Here is a 17,188-nt window from a genome sequence, read left to right on the forward strand (position 1 = left end):
ATCACCACTGCACGGCCCCTGATCGGGAACGACTTCGGCATGCCGAAATTCGAACCGAAAAGCTCGATTATGAGCTTCCAGGGAAATCCGCTAAAGTAGTGATCACGCCGGAAGGCGCGAAACAAACCCCCTCCAACGGGGACCGGAAACAAATTCGGACCGGGAACGGAACGAAAAAGAATCTGGTAAGGTTGGAAACACCGAAGGGAAGCGCCCGGAGGGCCCGGTGAAACGGGGGCCCGATGACGAGGTTCCTTTGAAGAAAAAACACAGCGAGGACGCTGTGAACGGGTGGGACTATTCCTCCTACCTGTTCCGCTCAACGCGAGTGTGCATCCCGATTACGGGAAAACATTCACGGAGAGTTTGATCCTGGCTCAGGACGAACGCTGGCGGCGTGCTTAACACATGCAAGTCGAACGATGAACCCGCTTCGGTGGGGGATTAGTGGCGAACGGGTGAGTAACACGTGGGCAATCTGCCCTGCACTCTGGGACAAGCCCTGGAAACGGGGTCTAATACCGGATACGACTACTGACCGCATGGTCGGTGGTGGAAAGCTCCGGCGGTGCAGGATGAGCCCGCGGCCTATCAGCTTGTTGGTGGGGTGATGGCCTACCAAGGCGACGACGGGTAGCCGGCCTGAGAGGGCGACCGGCCACACTGGGACTGAGACACGGCCCAGACTCCTACGGGAGGCAGCAGTGGGGAATATTGCACAATGGGCGAAAGCCTGATGCAGCGACGCCGCGTGAGGGATGACGGCCTTCGGGTTGTAAACCTCTTTCAGCAGGGAAGAAGCGAAAGTGACGGTACCTGCAGAAGAAGCGCCGGCTAACTACGTGCCAGCAGCCGCGGTAATACGTAGGGCGCGAGCGTTGTCCGGAATTATTGGGCGTAAAGAGCTCGTAGGCGGCTTGTCACGTCGGATGTGAAAGCCCGGGGCTTAACCCCGGGTCTGCATTCGATACGGGCAGGCTAGAGTTCGGTAGGGGAGATCGGAATTCCTGGTGTAGCGGTGAAATGCGCAGATATCAGGAGGAACACCGGTGGCGAAGGCGGATCTCTGGGCCGATACTGACGCTGAGGAGCGAAAGCGTGGGGAGCGAACAGGATTAGATACCCTGGTAGTCCACGCCGTAAACGTTGGGAACTAGGTGTGGGCGACATTCCACGTTGTCCGTGCCGCAGCTAACGCATTAAGTTCCCCGCCTGGGGAGTACGGCCGCAAGGCTAAAACTCAAAGGAATTGACGGGGGCCCGCACAAGCGGCGGAGCATGTGGCTTAATTCGACGCAACGCGAAGAACCTTACCAAGGCTTGACATACACCGGAAAGCTGCAGAGATGTAGCCCCCCTTGTGGTCGGTGTACAGGTGGTGCATGGCTGTCGTCAGCTCGTGTCGTGAGATGTTGGGTTAAGTCCCGCAACGAGCGCAACCCTTGTTCTGTGTTGCCAGCATGCCCTTCGGGGTGATGGGGACTCACAGGAGACTGCCGGGGTCAACTCGGAGGAAGGTGGGGACGACGTCAAGTCATCATGCCCCTTATGTCTTGGGCTGCACACGTGCTACAATGGCCGGTACAATGAGCTGCGATACCGCGAGGTGGAGCGAATCTCAAAAAGCCGGTCTCAGTTCGGATTGGGGTCTGCAACTCGACCCCATGAAGTCGGAGTCGCTAGTAATCGCAGATCAGCATTGCTGCGGTGAATACGTTCCCGGGCCTTGTACACACCGCCCGTCACGTCACGAAAGTCGGTAACACCCGAAGCCGGTGGCCCAACCCCTTGTGGGAGGGAATCGTCGAAGGTGGGACTGGCGATTGGGACGAAGTCGTAACAAGGTAGCCGTACCGGAAGGTGCGGCTGGATCACCTCCTTTCTAAGGAGCACATGGCCGACTGCGAGCGAATGTCTCGCACGGTTAGCTCATGGGTGGAACGTTGACTATTCGGCAAGTTTCCGGATCTTTCCTGCTAGTACTGCTTCGGCGTGGAACGTGGAGAGAAGAGATGGGACTTGTCGGGCACGCTGTTGGGTGTCTGAGGGTGCGAGCGTGAGCTTGTTCCTTCGGGTACCGGCCCCGGTGAAGCATCATCTTTGAGTGGTGTGTGACGGGTGGCTGGTTGTTGCTTGAGAACTGCACAGTGGACGCGAGCATCTGTGGCCAAGTTTTTAAGGGCGCACGGTGGATGCCTTGGCACCAGGAACCGATGAAGGACGTGGGAGGCCACGATAGGCCCCGGGGAGCTGTCAACCGAGCTTTGATCCGGGGGTGTCCGAATGGGGAAACCCGGCAGTCGTCATGGGCTGTCACCCATACCTGAACACATAGGGTATGTGGAGGGAACGCGGGGAAGTGAAACATCTCAGTACCCGCAGGAAGAGAAAACAACCGTGATTCCGGGAGTAGTGGCGAGCGAAACCGGATGAGGCTAAACCGTATGTGTGTGATACCCGGCAGGGGTTGCGCATGCGGGGTTGTGGGAGTGAGCTTCAGCAGTCTGCCGGCTGTTGGGCGAGTCAGAAACCGCATGGATAGGCGAAGGGCATGCGAAAGGCCCGGCGTAGAGGGTAAGACCCCCGTAGCTGAAATCTTTGCGGCTTGCTTGCTCATTTCCCAAGTAGCACGGGGCCCGAGAAATCCCGTGTGAATCTGGCGGGACCACCCGCTAAGCCTAAATATTCCCTGGTGACCGATAGCGGATAGTACCGTGAGGGAATGGTGAAAAGTACCGCGGGAGCGGAGTGAAATAGTACCTGAAACCGTGTGCCTACAAGCCGTGGGAGCGTCGCCGTGTTCTTCGGAGCACGGTCGTGACTGCGTGCCTTTTGAAGAATGAGCCTGCGAGTTTGCGGTGTGTTGCGAGGTTAACCCGTGTGGGGAAGCCGTAGCGAAAGCGAGTCCGAATAGGGCGATTGAGTAGCGCGCCCAAGACCCGAAGCGGAGTGATCTAGCCATGGGCAGGTTGAAGCGGAGGTAAGACTTCGTGGAGGACCGAACCCACCAGGGTTGAAAACCTGGGGGATGACCTGTGGTTAGGGGTGAAAGGCCAATCAAACTCCGTGATAGCTGGTTCTCCCCGAAATGCATTTAGGTGCAGCGTCGTGTGTTTCTTGCCGGAGGTAGAGCACTGGATAGGCGATGGGCCCTACCGGGTTACTGACCTTAGCCAAACTCCGAATGCCGGTAAGTGAGAGCGCGGCAGTGAGACTGTGGGGGATAAGCTCCATGGTCGAGAGGGAAACAGCCCAGAACATCGACTAAGGCCCCTAAGCGTGCGCTAAGTGGGAAAGGATGTGGAGTCGCAGAGACAACCAGGAGGTTGGCTTAGAAGCAGCCACCCTTGAAAGAGTGCGTAATAGCTCACTGGTCAAGTGATTCCGCGCCGACAATGTAGCGGGGCTCAAGCGTACCGCCGAAGTCGTGTCATTGGCATATATAGCCCTAACGGGTGTGCTGATGGGTAGGGGAGCGTCGTGTGCCGGGTGAAGCAGCCGTGGAAACGAGTTGTGGACGGTTCACGAGTGAGAATGCAGGCATGAGTAGCGATTCACACGTGGGAAACGTGTGCGCCGATTGACTAAGGGTTCCTGGGTCAAGCTGATCTGCCCAGGGTAAGTCGGGACCTAAGGCGAGGCCGACAGGCGTAGTCGATGGACAACCGGTTGATATTCCGGTACCCGCTTTGAAGCGCCAAACATCGAATCAGGCGATGCTAAGTCCGTGAAGCCGTCCTGGATCCTTCGGGTGAAGGGGAGTGGTGGAGCCGACGAACCAGACTTGTAGTAGGTGAGTGATGGGGTGACGCAGGAAGGTAGTCCAGCCCGGGCGGTGGTTGTCCCGGGGTAAGGGTGTAGGCCGTGCGGTAGGTAAATCCGTCGCACATATAAGGCTGAGACCTGATGCCGAGCCGATTGTGGTGAAGTGGATGATCCTATGCTGTCGAGAAAAGCCTCTAGCGAGTTTCATGGCGGCCCGTACCCTAAACCGACTCAGGTGGTCAGGTAGAGAATACCGAGGCGTTCGGGTGAACTATGGTTAAGGAACTCGGCAAAATGCCCCCGTAACTTCGGGAGAAGGGGGGCCATTGCTGGTGAGGGAACTTGCTTCCTGAGCTGGTGGTGGCCGCAGAGACCAGCGAGAAGCGACTGTTTACTAAAAACACAGGTCCGTGCGAAGCCGTAAGGCGATGTATACGGACTGACGCCTGCCCGGTGCTGGAACGTTAAGGGGACCGGTTAGTGACCTTTCGGGGTTGCGAAGCTGAGAACTTAAGCGCCAGTAAACGGCGGTGGTAACTATAACCATCCTAAGGTAGCGAAATTCCTTGTCGGGTAAGTTCCGACCTGCACGAATGGCGTAACGACTTCTCGACTGTCTCAACCATAGGCCCGGTGAAATTGCATTACGAGTAAAGATGCTCGTTTCGCGCAGCAGGACGGAAAGACCCCGGGACCTTTACTATAGCTTGATATTGGTGTTCGGTTCGGCTTGTGTAGGATAGGTGGGAGACTGTGAAGCGGGCACGCCAGTGTTCGTGGAGTCATCGTTGAAATACCACTCTGGTCGTGCTGGATGTCTAACCTCGGTCCGTGATCCGGATCAGGGACAGTGTCTGGTGGGTAGTTTAACTGGGGCGGTTGCCTCCTAAAGGGTAACGGAGGCGCCCAAAGGTTCCCTCAGCCTGGTTGGCAATCAGGTGTTGAGTGTAAGTGCACAAGGGAGCTTGACTGTGAGACCGACGGGTCGAGCAGGGACGAAAGTCGGGACTAGTGATCCGGCGGTGGCTTGTGGAAGCGCCGTCGCTCAACGGATAAAAGGTACCCCGGGGATAACAGGCTGATCTTCCCCAAGAGTCCATATCGACGGGATGGTTTGGCACCTCGATGTCGGCTCGTCGCATCCTGGGGCTGGAGTCGGTCCCAAGGGTTGGGCTGTTCGCCCATTAAAGCGGTACGCGAGCTGGGTTTAGAACGTCGTGAGACAGTTCGGTCCCTATCCGCTGTGCGCGTAGGAGTCTTGAGAAGGGCTGTCCCTAGTACGAGAGGACCGGGACGGACGAACCTCTGGTGTGCCAGTTGTTCTGCCAAGGGCATGGCTGGTTGGCTACGTTCGGGAGGGATAACCGCTGAAAGCATCTAAGCGGGAAGCCTGCTTCGAGATGAGGACTCCCACCCACTTGATGGGGTAAGGCTCCCAGTAGACGACTGGGTTGATAGGCCGGATATGGAAGCCAGGTAACTGGTGGAGTTGACCGGTACTAATAGGCCGAGGGCTTGTCCTCAGTTGCTCGCGTCCACTGTGTTGGTTCTGAAGCCACAACCAGGTATGTCCGGTTGTTGTGTTTCATAGTGTTTCGGTGGTTATAGCGTTAGGGAAACGCCCGGTTACATACCGAACCCGGAAGCTAAGCCTTTCAGCGCCGATGGTACTGCAGGGGGGACCCTGTGGGAGAGTAGGACGCCGCCGAACAATCATTGAAGAAAGCCCTGTTGGGAACCTCGGTTCCCGACAGGGCTTTCTTGCTTTTAGGGTGTGCGTCATGCGCTATGACCTGATCATTTTCGACAACGACGGCGTCCTCGTGGACAGCGAGCCGATCGCGAACCGCGTCCTCGCCGCGTACCTCACGGAGTTGGGGCACCCCACCACCTACGAGGAGTCGATCCGGCAGTTCATGGGCTCGGCCATGCACCGCGTTCACGACCTGGTGCTGGAACGCACCGGGCAGCGGCTCCCGGCCGACTTCGACGCCACGTATCACCGGCGTGTCTTCGAGGGCTTCCACCGTGAACTGGAGCCCGTCCCCGGTGTGGTCCGGATTCTGGAGAAGCTGCGAGCGGACGGCGTTCCGTACTGCCTCGCCTCCTCCGGCAGCCACGAGCGGATCCGCGTGGCCCTCCGTAAGACCGGGCTCGACGAACTCTTCGCCGAGAAGCACATCTTCAGCTCGCAGGACGTGGGCCGCGGCAAGCCGGCCCCCGACCTCTTTCTGCACGCCGCCGCCTCGATGGGCGTCGCCCCGGAACGGTGCGCGGTCGTGGAGGACTCCCCGCTCGGTGTCGAGGCCGCCGTGGCCGCCGGCATGGACGTGTTCGGCTACACCGCGATGACGCCCGCGGCGCGGCTCGCCGAGGCCACCGCCCGCTTCACCGCGATGGACGAACTTCCGCCGCTGTTCGGCTGACCGGGCCGCGGCGCCCCGGGCCCGGTGTGGTCTCCCGCGCGGCTTCTCAGTCCGGCGAGCGGCGCCTACCCTCCCTCCCCATGACTGAGACGCGCCCGACGCGCCTGCGACACGCCCGGGCCGCACTGGCCGTCAGCTTCTTCGTCCAGGGCACGGTCTTCGCCCTCCTGGTCACCCGGATACCCGCACTGCAGGATCGTTACGGCGTCCCCGACGCCTGGCTGCCCGGCTTCCTCGCCGCGGTCCCCGTGCTCGCGGGCCTGGCCAGCCTGGGCACCGAGCGCCTCGTCCGGCGGGTCCGACCGCCCACCGTGCTGCGCTGGGCCCAGCTGTCCGTCTGCCTGGCGCTCGTCGCGGCGGGATCGGGGCGGGCGGTGTGGCAACTGGGCCTGGCCCTGGCCGCCTTCGGGCTCTCGGTCGGCGCGCTGGACGCCTCGATGAACATGGTCGGGGTGGGGCTGCAACGGGCGTACGGGCGCAGCATCATCATCGGCTTCCACGCCGCGTACAGCCTCGGTGGGATCGTCGGGGCCTCGCTGGCCTGGGCCGGTGCGCGCGGTGGACTGCCGCTCGGCGCGCTCTACGGGCCCGTCGTGGCGGTGCTGATCCCCGTCGCGCTGGCCGCCGGTCGCTGGTACGCGGCCCCGGCGGCCGCCCCGGAGTCGGCCCCCGGCCCCCAGGCGGCCGGGTCCGTCCCGTCCGCCTCGCCGAACACGCGTCCGCTGCTGCCGCTCTGTCTCGTCATGGCCTTCGCCTTCATCGGCGACGCCACCGTCTCCAACTGGAGCGCCACGTACCTCCAGGACGTGCTGCACAGCTCCGACGCCCTGGCGACCGTGCCGTACAACGTCTACATGGTCACCACCCTGCTCGGCCGGGCCGTCGGCGACCTGACCGTGCGCCGCTTCGGCGCGGTCCGCGTGGTGCGGGCCGGCACGCTGCTCGCGGCCGGCGGCTTCGCGGTGGTCGCGGCGGCGCCCGGCGCCGCGGTGGGGCTGCTCGGCTTCACGCTGCTGGGGCTCGGGCTGTGTGTGATCGTGCCGCAGACCATCGCCGCCGCGGGCTGGCGCTACCCGGAGCCCCGGGCCGCGGAGGCCGCCGTCGCCCGGCTCAACGTCTTCAACTACGTGGGCTTCCTGGTCGGCTCGCCCCTGGTGGGCGCGCTCGGCGCGGTGTGGAGCCTCCGGGGCGCGATGCTGGTGCCGATGGCGCTGGTGCTGGCTACTCTCGGGTACGTCCGACAGTTCGCCGATCAACGTTCCCGATACGGTGAGGCCCATGAGCGGCCGCGCGCAGTTGATGTGGGATGAGGCAGTCACGGGCTACGACTTCGGTCCCGGGCACCCGATGGACCCGGTACGCCTGGCACTGACCATGCGGCTGGTCGAGGCGTTCGGGCTGGATCGCGCGGTCGAGGTGGTCGCCGCCAAGCCGGCCGGGGAGTCCACGCTGCGGCTGGTGCACCGCGAGGACTACATCGCGGCCGTCCGCCGGGCCTCCGCCGCCCCCGAGACCGCCGCCGACCCCGCGTACGGGCTCGGGACCGAGGACGACCCGGCCTTCTCGGGGATGCACGAGGTGTCCGCGCTGATCGCCGGTCAGTCGGTGGCGGCGGCCGAGGCGGTGTGGCGGGGCGACGTGGCGCACGCGGTGAACTTCGCGGGCGGGCTGCACCACGCGATGCCGGGCGGCGCCTCCGGGTTCTGCGTCTACAACGACGCCTCGCTGGCGGTGGCCCGGCTGCTGGAGCTGGGCGCGGAGCGGGTCGCGTACGTGGACGTGGACGTGCACCACGGGGACGGGGTGCAGGCGGCGTTCTGGGACGACCCGCGGGTGCTCACCGTCTCGCTGCACGAACACCCCCGCACCCTCTTCCCGCAGACCGGCTGGCCCGAGGAGAGCGGCGGCGCGGCGGCGCCCGGCGGCGCGGCCAACGTGGCGCTGCCGGCCGGCACCGGGGACGCCGGATGGCTGCGCGCCTTCCACGCCGTCGTACCGGAGCTGCTGGCGGCCTTCCGGCCGCAGGTGCTGGTGACCCAGCACGGCGCCGACACCCACTTCGAGGACCCGCTGGCGCACCTGGCGGTGAGCCTGGACGCGCAGCGCGCGGTGGCCGAGGCGTGCCACGAGCTCGCCCACGAGCTGGCCGACGGGCGGTGGGTGGCGCTGGGCGGGGGCGGCTACGCGGTGGTGGACGTGGTGCCGCGGAGCTGGACGCACCTGGTCGGCATCGCGGCCGGGCGGCCGCTGGCGCCGGAGGCCGAGGTGCCCGAGGAGTGGTCGCACGAGGTGTACCGGCGGACCCGCCAGCCCGGCCCGCGGCGGATGACGGACGGCCGGACCCCGAGCTGGCGGGACTTCGGCGACGGCGGGTACGACCCGGCGGACCGGCTGGACCAAGCCATCCTGGCCACGCGGCGCGCCGTCTTCCCGCACCACGGCCTCATCCCCTGACGCGCCCGCCGACCGTCCCCGCCGGCGGCGGTCGGCGGCCTCGGGAGGGGCCGAAGCCCACGCGTCGTTAGGCCGACCGTGGGCACTCACGGGTGATCTGTGCCGGGTCCGCGCCGTGATCCGCCAGCATCGGTGCCGTGTTGAGTGGCAAGGTCACGACGGCCGCACTGCGCGCGCACCTGCTGGCGGCGCGGCTCGCCGGGCCGGTGGCGACGGAGCGGGAGCAGAGCCTGCGCCGATACCGGCTCTTCGCGGCGCGGGACCCGCGCACGCTGATCGGCATCGAGCCCACGGCCGACTGGTCGCCGGGCGAGGTGCTGCGCCTGATGGGGGAGCGGTGCGGGGTCTCGGTCGACCCCACCCACACCTCGGGGCCCGAGGTGATCGACCCGGAACGTACGATCGAGGCGCTGCGCGCCTTCGCCGACCGGCTCCGGACCGTCGCCGCGAGGGGTGCCCCGGTGCTGCTCGGCACCGGTCATCCGCACCGACTCCTCGGTTTCTACGCCTCGTTGGCCGCCGCTCTCTCGGCGGCGGGCTGCCGAGTCCTCACCCCCGCGCAGGGGCGATGTATCGACATAACGACCCGGTTCGGAGTACGCACGCACCACCTCGCCTACGTACGGGGGGTGGCGCTGGTGCGGGAAAGCGGAGTCCCCGGACCGGGCCCGGGGCCTGGCGCGCACAGCCATTCGCCGCTGCCGGTTCGGGTCGCGCTCGGGGCCGCGGCGGAGGCCGGCGGCCCGCTGCCCGAACTTGTCATCGGGGACCACGGATGGGTCTGCGGAGCAGGTCAGCTGGGCATTGAGAGCATGGGGCTGGCGGACGTCGACGACCCGGCGCCGTTCGTCGCAGAGGCCGAGGGGTGGGTGTCCGTGGTGGTTCCGCTTGATGACGCTGCGCGGTCTGATTACTACCGACCGCTTACTCGCTATGTACTCAATCGAGCGTGTCTGTCACAGTAGGCGTCCGATCGCAACTCCTCTTCCCCACTCGCATCACGCGCCCCTAACCTGGGGAGGAGCGCGCATGCGAGCAGGAGTCACCGGAGGGGAAGCCGGTGCCCGACATGTGCGGAAGGTTCAGGTGTGTCATGGCTGCTGGCGATAGGCAACCTCTGAATGAGGTTCAGTTCCTGACCGTGGCGGAAGTCGCCTCGGTGATGCGAGTGTCCAAGATGACCGTGTACCGCCTGGTGCACAGTGGTCATCTGCCGGCGATTCGGGTGGGGAGGTCCTTCCGAGTCCCAGAGCAGGCGGTTCATGAATACCTCCGCGAGAGTTATGTGGGGGTCGAGTCCGCCTGACGACCCCCCTCGGATTACGTCGTTCGCCCGGTGCCGGGTAGGCTGGCCCGATGTAGGTCGTGTGGGCTCGGACGCCCCGCACCGAGTGAATTCGAAGTGAGCGAGGGTAGTCGTGGGCTCTGTTATCAAGAAGCGGCGTAAGCGGATGGCCAAGAAGAAGCACCGCAAGCTGCTCAAGCGCACCCGCGTCCAGCGTCGCAACAAGAAGTAAGCGGCACTGTGCACGTCTCGCAGCCCCTCACCGGCCGGTGGGGGGCTGCGGTGCGTTCCGCCCCGGCGGCCTGTCACCGGCCCCGCCCCGGTCCGCCCGGCCGTGCGGCCCCCGAGGACCCGACCACCCCGGCCGGCGGCTCCGCCGGCGCCTCCGGCTGAAAACACGGCGCTTCGCCTCGGGTGGTCATCACAGCGCAACATCGAGTCGATACCGTGGCGACACAGCCCGGCTTGGGCGAGGGTGAGAAGAAAGGCGCTGGTCTTGGGGAAGATCGTGCTCGTCACCGGAGTCGCACGGCAGCTCGGCGGGCGTTTCGTGCGCCGCATCCAGCGTGAGCCCGACGTCGATCGGGTGATCGGGGTGGACGCCGTGGCCCCCGAGCACCATCTGGGCGGTGCCGATTTCGTACGGGCCGACATCCGCCAGCCCACCATCGGCAAGCTCCTCGCCGAGACCGGGGTCGACACGGTCGTCCATATGGACGTCAACGGCACCCCGCTCGGCCCGCGCGGCAGCCGGACGACGGTCAAGGAGACCAACGTCATCGGCACCATGCAGCTCCTCGGCGCCTGCCAGAAGGCGCCCTCGGTGCGGCGGCTGGTGGTCAAGTCCAGCACCAGCGTCTACGGCTCCGCCCCCCGCGACCCGGCCGTCTTCGGCGAGAGCACCCCGCCCAAGTCGCTGCCCAGCGGGGGCTTCGCCAAGGACACCGTCGAGGTCGAGGGCTATGTCCGCGGCTTCGCCCGGCGCCGCCCGGACGTCGCCGTCTGCGTGCTGCGCTTCGCCAACATCCTCGGCCCCTGCGCCGACTCCCCGCTCGCCGAGTACTTCGCGCTGCCGCTGCTGCCCACCGTCGTGGGCTACGACCCGCGGCTGCAGTTCGTGCACGAGGAGGACGCCATCGAGGTGCTGCGGATCGCCGCCTCCGAGCCGCGCCGCGCCACCCTCAACAGCGGCACGTTCAACATCGCCGGGGACGGCGTGCTGCTGCTCTCCCAGGCCGCCCGGCGGCTCGGCCGCCCCACGGTCCCGCTGCCGTTGCCCGCCCTCACCTGGGCCCGTACCGCGCTGCGCTTCGCCGGCATCACCGACTTCTCACCCGAGCAGGTCCGGCTGCTGACCCACGGCCGCGTGGTCGCCACGCAGCAGATGCGCGAGACGCTAGGGTTCGAACCGAAGTACACGACCGCGGACGCCTTCGCGGACTACGTGCGCAGCCGCGGCCCCGGGCTGCTGCCGCCCCAGTCCCTCGCCCGTACCGTCGACCGGCTCGCCGCGGTGCTGCCCGCGGCCCCCGGCCGCGGCCAGAACTGAGGAGCGCATCCAGCATGGCGGACGCCAAGGTCATTCCGTTCGGCGAGGAACCCCGGTCCCGTCGCAAGCACGGCGCCACGTTCACCGGGTCCGGCTCCGGGGCCGGCACCGGGTCCGGGGCGGGGCGCGACCGGTCGCAGAGCCCGCTCAAGCCCGTACCGCCGCAGCGCGAGGAGGACGAGCGGTTCAGCGCGCGGGAGGAGGCCGGGCGGTCGTCCGCCGGGACGACGGGCCCGACGGGCGCGGGCCGCTGGGAGCGCCGGGTCGCTCACGGGCTGAACTTCCTGCGCAGACGGCTCACCGGCGACTACGAGGTCGACGACTTCGGCTACGACCCCGAGCTGACCGAGCAGGTCCTGATGTCGCTGCTGCGCCCGGTGTACGAGAAGTACTTCCGGGTCGAGGTGAAGGGCATCGAGAACATCCCGAGCAGCGGTGGCGCCCTGGTGGTCGCCAACCACTCCGGGGTGCTGCCGCTGGACGGCCTGATGCTCCAGGTGGCGGTGCACGACCACCACCCCGCCGACCGGAACCTGCGGCTGCTCGCGGCCGACCTGGTCTTCATGCTGCCGGTCGTCAACGAGCTGGCCCGGAAGGCCGGACACACCCTCGCCTGCGCCGAGGACGCCCAGCTGCTGCTGGAGCGGGGCGAGGTGGTCGGGGTGATGCCGGAGGGCTTCAAGGGCCTGGGCAAGCCGTTCGGGGAGCGCTACAAGCTGCAGCGCTTCGGCCGTGGCGGCTTCGTGTCGACGGCGTTGCGGGCCGGCGTGCCGATCGTGCCGTGCTCGATCGTCGGCGCCGAGGAGATCTACCCGATGGTCGGCAACGCCCGCACCCTCGCCCGGCTGTTGGGCTTCCCGTACTTCCCGATCACCCCGACCTTCCCGCTGCTGGGCCCCCTGGGCGCGGTGCCGCTGCCGACCAAATGGACCATCCAGTTCGGCGAGCCCATTCCCACCGACGGCCATCCGCCGGAGGCCGCGGACGACCCGATGCTGATGTTCAACCTGACGGACCAGGTGCGCGAAACGATTCAGCACACGCTGTACAAGCTGCTGGTGCAGCGGCGGTCGGTGTTCTTCTGAGGCCGGCGGTCCGCTGAGAACCCGCCTCCTCACGAAGACCCCGAAGAAGGCCCCGAGCACGTAGACCCGAACGCGAAGAACCCGAACACGAAGGCCCCCGACGCGGGTGACGCGTCGGGGGCCTTCGTACATCCCCTAGCTCGGCGAATCCTCCGTGCTCAGACCCAGGTCCGGGAGCAGCTCGGGCAGGAGCGGCGGGAGGGTGATGTCCGGCTTGGGCGTGCCCTCGCCGGAGACGGCACCGCCACTGGTGCTGGGGGTGGGCAGCAGGCCGCCGCCGTCCTCGCGCGACGGGTCCAGCAGGTCGTCCGCCCCGTCGAGCAGGCCGCCGCGTGGCTTCTCCTGCTCGCTGGCGGCCGGGCTGCTGGCCGGTGTGCGACCGCCCTCGCTGCCACCGCCGGCCCGCTGATCGTCCGAGGCGGCCGCGGACGGACGCGGGGGCTGGTGCGCGCGGCCGGACTCGGGGGCGCTGTGCGGCGGGCCGGCACCCGGCTCGGCCTCGACGGCGGGGCTGTCCACGCCCGGGCCGGGCGGGAGCAGCGAGCGCAGCGGACGGACCTGCTCGTCTATGGCGACCAGCACCGAGTTCACCTCATCGCCGACGTCCCACAGCTGCACCGGCAGCTCCTCGCGCAGCTGGCTCCAGCCCTCGCGGTGGGACTTGGCGAAGGAGGAGAGCGCCCGGATCGGGTCCAGGTCGCCGTCGCGCTCGTAGACCCGGCGCAGCAGCCGGTGGCCTTCCGCGGCGTCGTGCCGCATGCCGGACAGCGCCCGGCGGATCTCGCCCAGCGACTCGTGGTCGAGGTCGCCGGAGCGGCCGCGCTCCATGAGTCGGCGGGCCTCGCTCATCCGGGTGGAGGCGTGGTCCAGATAGATGCGGCCGCGGTCCTCGTCACCGTCGGCCATGTCCAGCTTGAAGTCCTCCATGCCCCGCTTGACCCCGTAGAGCGTGTCGCCGGGCAGGGCGTCGGAGCTGGCCGCGGCGACGCCACCGAGCGCGCCCGCCGCCACGCCGACGGTGAGCCCGCCCGCCGCCAACCCCTTGGTCCAGCGCGACCTGGGCCGGAGTCTGGTCAGCGACTTCGCGCGATGGGCGCCGCGGCCGGCCCGCTGCTCGGGCAGGCGTGAGCCGCCCTCCGCGAAGGCCGTTTCCATGGCCGCGATCAGCTGTGCCCGCTGCGTGGTCCTGACTTCGGGGTCCAACTCCGGTGCCGGCAGCCCGCCGAGCCCACTCGCCAGAGCCAGCAGCCGGACACACTCGGTACTCTCCGCCGAAGTGTTGTCGGGCCGCTCAGCCTGGGTGGCGCCCTGGAGATCCGCGTCGCGGTCCTCCAAGGCATCCAGGGCCTGGGCGAAGGCGTTCGCCCGCCGGTGCGCCGATACGTTCGCGATCACAGGCGGCACCTCCTCTCGTCTCAAGACGTCGACTCCCCAGGACACCTGGAAGGTTGCACGCCTGGCCCGCGCCACTCCATCGAACGAGTGGGGAACGGGCATGTGGCGTGACCGCTGGGAGCCTGCATCCCGGACAACGAGCGGTGCGGGACTGGGGTTACGCGGTCCGGATGATCGGAACGCGCGGCCCGCTCGCTACCTCGCGTCCTCCGGGAGGAGCCGGGCCAGAGTGCGGACGGCTCGGTACTGGAGGGTCTTGATCGCGCCTTCGTTCTTCCCCATCACCCGCGCGGTCTCGGCGACCGACAGGCCCTGGAGGAAGCGGAGGGTGACGCACTCCTGCTGTTGCGGGTTGAGCTTGCGGACGGCTTGCAACAGCGCGGCGTTGGAAAGGGATTCGAGGACGGAGTCCTCGGGGCTGCGCTCGACCTCGTTGGCGTCGAGCATCTCCCCGGTGGTGACCTCCAGCCGGAAGCGGGAGGACTTGAAGTGGTCGGCGACGAGGTTGCGCGCGATCGTCACCAGCCAGGCGCCGAAGTCGCGGCCCTGCCAGGTGAAGGTGCCGATGCGACGCAGGGCGCGCAGGAAGGTCTCGCTGGTGAGGTCCTCGGCGGTGGCCCGGCCTCCGACCCGGTAGTAGATGTAGCGGTAGACGGTGTCGGCGTACTGGTCGTACAGCCGCCCGAAGGCTTCGGCCTCACCGGCCTGGGCGCGTTCGACCAGGTCCATCATGCGGCGGCTGTCGCTGTCGGCGCTGGGACGGCGGGCGGTGGAGGTGGCGCTACGGGCTCGTCTGCCGACCGCCGCACCGCCGTCGGCCAGGGCGTAGCACGGGCTGGCGGAACCGGCGGGCGCGGGTGTGGCGAAGGCGGGGACGGCATACGCGGTGGGGACAAGTCCGCGCAGACAGTCGAGGACTGTCGCGCGAAGCGTAGCCAGGCCCGAGGCGTCAACCCCGACGTGTGGGTACACGGGACTCCCAGAGGCAGAGCTTCCATCACGTGCAGTGCGGGACCGTTCACCCGTCGTAGGGACGTGTGGGTACCGGTTTGCGTCTGAGGAGAATAACGCTTCGTACAGGCGACGCTACACCCAGTTGCTCAAATCATCGATTCCGTCTGCTCCGTTATGGATTCGCGTTCGATCAAGTACCAGATATCGACCGCGAATTGACCGGATCGGTTCGTGACCTGCCTGGTTGCATGGCGTGTTGTGGCAAACCGGCGATGGCGGGACTGAGGGGGGCCATGTGGGGTAGGAAGGAAAGATTGACGGATTCCGGGCCGGCTGTGACCGAACGTGATCCGCCGACGGCCGGTGACCGAAAGTGATCCGCAAGTTCAGTGGACCGGCGTAGTTGACGGTTCAGCCGGTTATCTCATCGTCATACCGGTCAGCCGGGTTCGACCGGGTCCGGCCGGGTTCGACCGGATAGGGCCGGGGAGGGCCGGCTCGGCGGTCAGCGGCGGCGTCGGTGGGCGGCCACCGCGGCGGCCGCGCCGCCCGCCAGCGCCCCGAGCCCGGCCGCGGCCGGGATGCCCACCTTGGCCGCCTTCCGTCCGGTGCGGTAGTCGCGCAGCCGCCAGCCGTGGGACCGCGCGTGCTTGCGCAGTCGGCTGTCGGGGTTGACGGCGTAGGGGTGCCCCACGATCGAGAGCATCGGGATGTCGTTGGCGGAGTCGCTGTAGGCCGCGCAGCGCGTCAGGTCCAGGCCCTCCGCCGTCGCCAGCGCGCGCACCGCCTCGGCCTTCGCGGGGCCGTGCAGCGGCTCGCCGACCAGCTTGCCGGTGTAGACGCCGCCGACCGACTCGGCGACGGTGCCCAGCGCGCCGGTGAGCCCCAGCCGCCTGGCGATGATCGTCGCGGTCTCCACCGGCGCGGCGGTCACCAGCCACACCTTCTGCCCGGCGTCCAGGTGGGCCTGGGCCAGGGCGCGGGTGCCGGGCCAGATCCGCTCCGCCATGTACTCGTCGTAGATGTCCTCGCCGATCGCCATCAGTTCGGCGACGCGGTGGCCCTTGACGATGGACAGGGCGCTGTTGCGCGCGTCCTCCATATGGGCCGGGTCCTCGACCCCGGCCACCCGGAACCAGGTCTGCTGCCAGGCGAAGCGGGCCAGCTCGCGCTTGCGGAAGAAATGGCGCTTGTACAGGCCGCGGCCCAGGTGGAAGATGGCGGCGCCCTGCATCACGGTGTTGTCGAGGTCGAAGAAGGCGGCCGCCCGCACGTCGCCGACGACGGGGAACTCGGGCTCCCGCACCGCTTCCCGAGGTGCGGCTTCCGCTTCCGCTTCGACCGCGAGCTGCGCGTCCCGCTCCTGCGCGGTCTTCCGCGCGGCCTCGGCGGCGGCCTCGCCGGCCAGCACGCTGCGCGCGGTGGCAAAGCGATTACGGCGGGTCAACCATCCCAGTGCGGCCATGGCGCGAGCATAGCCAGTTTGTTCGGTGCATCCTTCAGGCGGCCGGGTTCAGCGGTGTGAACTTTGCGGGACCGCCCCATGGCGACGGGGGTGGGCGGAGCGGTCCGTTCCAGCGGCCCGACGCGCGGCGCGGCCGCCGAACCGGCGTCGGCCCCGCCACGCGGCAGGGGGTGGTTCCCAGGCGACGGCCCCTCGCCAGGGGCGTTCCGGATGCGCCCAGCCCGGGTCGACGACCCCGCGCTGGGAGGCGGTCAGCCGCCGAGCGCCTTGCGCAGTCGCTGCGGGTTGACCCGCCAGAAGTCGTGCTGCTCGCCGTCGATCAGGATCACCGGGATCTGCTCCCAGTACTTGCGGTAGAGCTCCTCGTCCTGGGTGATGTCCTTCTTCTCCCAGGGGGCGCCCAGCTCGCCGCAGATCTCCTCGATCACCGCCTGTGCGTCGTCGCACAGATGGCAGCCGGGCTTGCCGATCAGGGTGACGGTGCGCTCGGTGGGCTTCTTGCGGTCGGTGCGGCGCAGCAGCGGGCTCATGTGTGTCATTGTCTCCTGCCGCCCCGCTCGCCTCCCGCACGGTTCGCACCGCCCGTCGTTCGAACCGACGAGTAGGGATTCGTGCGTCTGGTCGATTACCATCATGGGCGATTTGTTGGTGTCCGGGGGTTAAGCGGTGAGGAGTGGGCGCGGATGCTGTCGTCGACTCCTTCGCGGTACCGGAGTGTCGGACGTGAACGGTGGGACCTGGGATGTGGTTCCACGAACGGCCCGATGGGGCGCGTGACCCCGGTCACTTTGGTCGGACAAAGCGGACACC

The 17,188-nt window shown here is 67.3% G+C and carries 12 protein-coding genes and 3 rRNA genes; 11 read left to right on the forward strand and 4 right to left on the reverse strand.

Going from position 1 to position 17,188, the window contains the following annotated elements; translation table 11 throughout:
- Nucleotides 1-354 precede the first annotated feature (354 nt).
- The 11 genes from CD790_RS00005 to CD790_RS00055 all read left to right on the forward strand — a co-directional run bounded on the left by CD790_RS00005 (nt 355) and on the right by CD790_RS00055 (nt 12,564).
- Nucleotides 355-1,882, forward strand: a 16S ribosomal RNA gene (locus CD790_RS00005).
- A 283-nt stretch (nt 1,883-2,165) separates the two neighbouring features.
- A 23S ribosomal RNA gene (locus CD790_RS00010) occupies nt 2,166-5,288 on the forward strand.
- 71 nt (nt 5,289-5,359) lie between these two features.
- Nucleotides 5,360-5,476, forward strand: a 5S ribosomal RNA gene (gene rrf / locus CD790_RS00015).
- The 16S, 23S and 5S rRNA genes sit together here, the layout of an rRNA operon.
- Nucleotides 5,477-5,546: 70 nt before the next feature.
- The gene (locus CD790_RS00020) at nt 5,547-6,191 is read left to right on the forward strand and encodes an HAD family phosphatase (protein ID WP_144380812.1); all 645 of its coding nucleotides are present in this window, start codon (nt 5,547-5,549) and stop codon (nt 6,189-6,191) included.
- An 80-nt stretch (nt 6,192-6,271) separates the two neighbouring features.
- Nucleotides 6,272-7,501, forward strand: coding sequence for an MFS transporter (locus tag CD790_RS00025; protein ID WP_144380813.1), 1,230 nt, complete (start codon nt 6,272-6,274; stop codon nt 7,499-7,501).
- The gene (locus CD790_RS00030; RefSeq protein ID WP_144380814.1) at nt 7,470-8,645 is read left to right on the forward strand and encodes an acetoin utilization protein AcuC; all 1,176 of its coding nucleotides are present in this window, start codon (nt 7,470-7,472) and stop codon (nt 8,643-8,645) included. Before CD790_RS00025 ends, CD790_RS00030 begins: the two co-directional genes overlap by 32 nt.
- 137 nt (nt 8,646-8,782) lie before the next feature.
- Nucleotides 8,783-9,610 (forward strand): phosphatase, encoded by an 828-nt coding sequence (locus CD790_RS00035; RefSeq protein WP_260867242.1) that lies wholly within the window; start codon nt 8,783-8,785, stop codon nt 9,608-9,610.
- Between the two features lie 128 nt (nt 9,611-9,738).
- The gene (locus CD790_RS00040) at nt 9,739-9,951 is read left to right on the forward strand and encodes a helix-turn-helix domain-containing protein (protein ID WP_186318815.1); all 213 of its coding nucleotides are present in this window, start codon (nt 9,739-9,741) and stop codon (nt 9,949-9,951) included.
- Nucleotides 9,952-10,063: 112 nt separating this feature from the next.
- Nucleotides 10,064-10,162: a 30S ribosomal protein bS22 gene (locus CD790_RS00045; RefSeq protein WP_003948845.1), complete on the forward strand. Its 99-nt coding sequence runs from the start codon at nt 10,064-10,066 to the stop codon at nt 10,160-10,162.
- Between the two features lie 264 nt (nt 10,163-10,426).
- Nucleotides 10,427-11,479, forward strand: coding sequence for an NAD-dependent epimerase/dehydratase family protein (locus CD790_RS00050; RefSeq protein ID WP_144380816.1), 1,053 nt, complete (start codon nt 10,427-10,429; stop codon nt 11,477-11,479).
- Between the two features lie 14 nt (nt 11,480-11,493).
- Nucleotides 11,494-12,564: a lysophospholipid acyltransferase family protein gene (locus CD790_RS00055; protein ID WP_144380817.1), complete on the forward strand. Its 1,071-nt coding sequence runs from the start codon at nt 11,494-11,496 to the stop codon at nt 12,562-12,564.
- A gap of 135 nt (nt 12,565-12,699) precedes the next feature.
- Here CD790_RS00055 and CD790_RS00060 read toward each other — a convergent pair whose 3' ends face one another.
- The 4 genes from CD790_RS00060 to CD790_RS00075 all read right to left on the reverse strand — a co-directional run bounded on the left by CD790_RS00060 (nt 12,700) and on the right by CD790_RS00075 (nt 16,908).
- Nucleotides 12,700-13,959, reverse strand: a complete 1,260-nt coding sequence (locus CD790_RS00060; protein ID WP_144380818.1) for a DUF5667 domain-containing protein — start codon at nt 13,957-13,959, stop codon at nt 12,700-12,702.
- A gap of 195 nt (nt 13,960-14,154) precedes the next feature.
- Nucleotides 14,155-14,931, reverse strand: a complete 777-nt coding sequence (locus CD790_RS00065; protein WP_144380819.1) for an ECF subfamily RNA polymerase sigma factor, BldN family — start codon at nt 14,929-14,931, stop codon at nt 14,155-14,157.
- A gap of 487 nt (nt 14,932-15,418) precedes the next feature.
- A complete protein-coding gene (locus CD790_RS00070) occupies nt 15,419-16,378 on the reverse strand; it encodes an HAD family phosphatase (protein WP_144380820.1) in 960 nt (319 codons plus the stop codon).
- Nucleotides 16,379-16,629: 251 nt separating this feature from the next.
- The gene (locus tag CD790_RS00075) at nt 16,630-16,908 is read right to left on the reverse strand and encodes a glutaredoxin family protein (protein ID WP_144380821.1); all 279 of its coding nucleotides are present in this window, start codon (nt 16,906-16,908) and stop codon (nt 16,630-16,632) included.
- Nucleotides 16,909-17,188: the final 280 nt, after the last annotated feature.

The sequence above is a fragment of the Streptomyces sp. SAJ15 genome (assembly GCF_007595705.1).
In the GTDB taxonomy this organism is placed as follows: Bacteria; Actinomycetota; Actinomycetes; order Streptomycetales; family Streptomycetaceae; genus Streptomyces.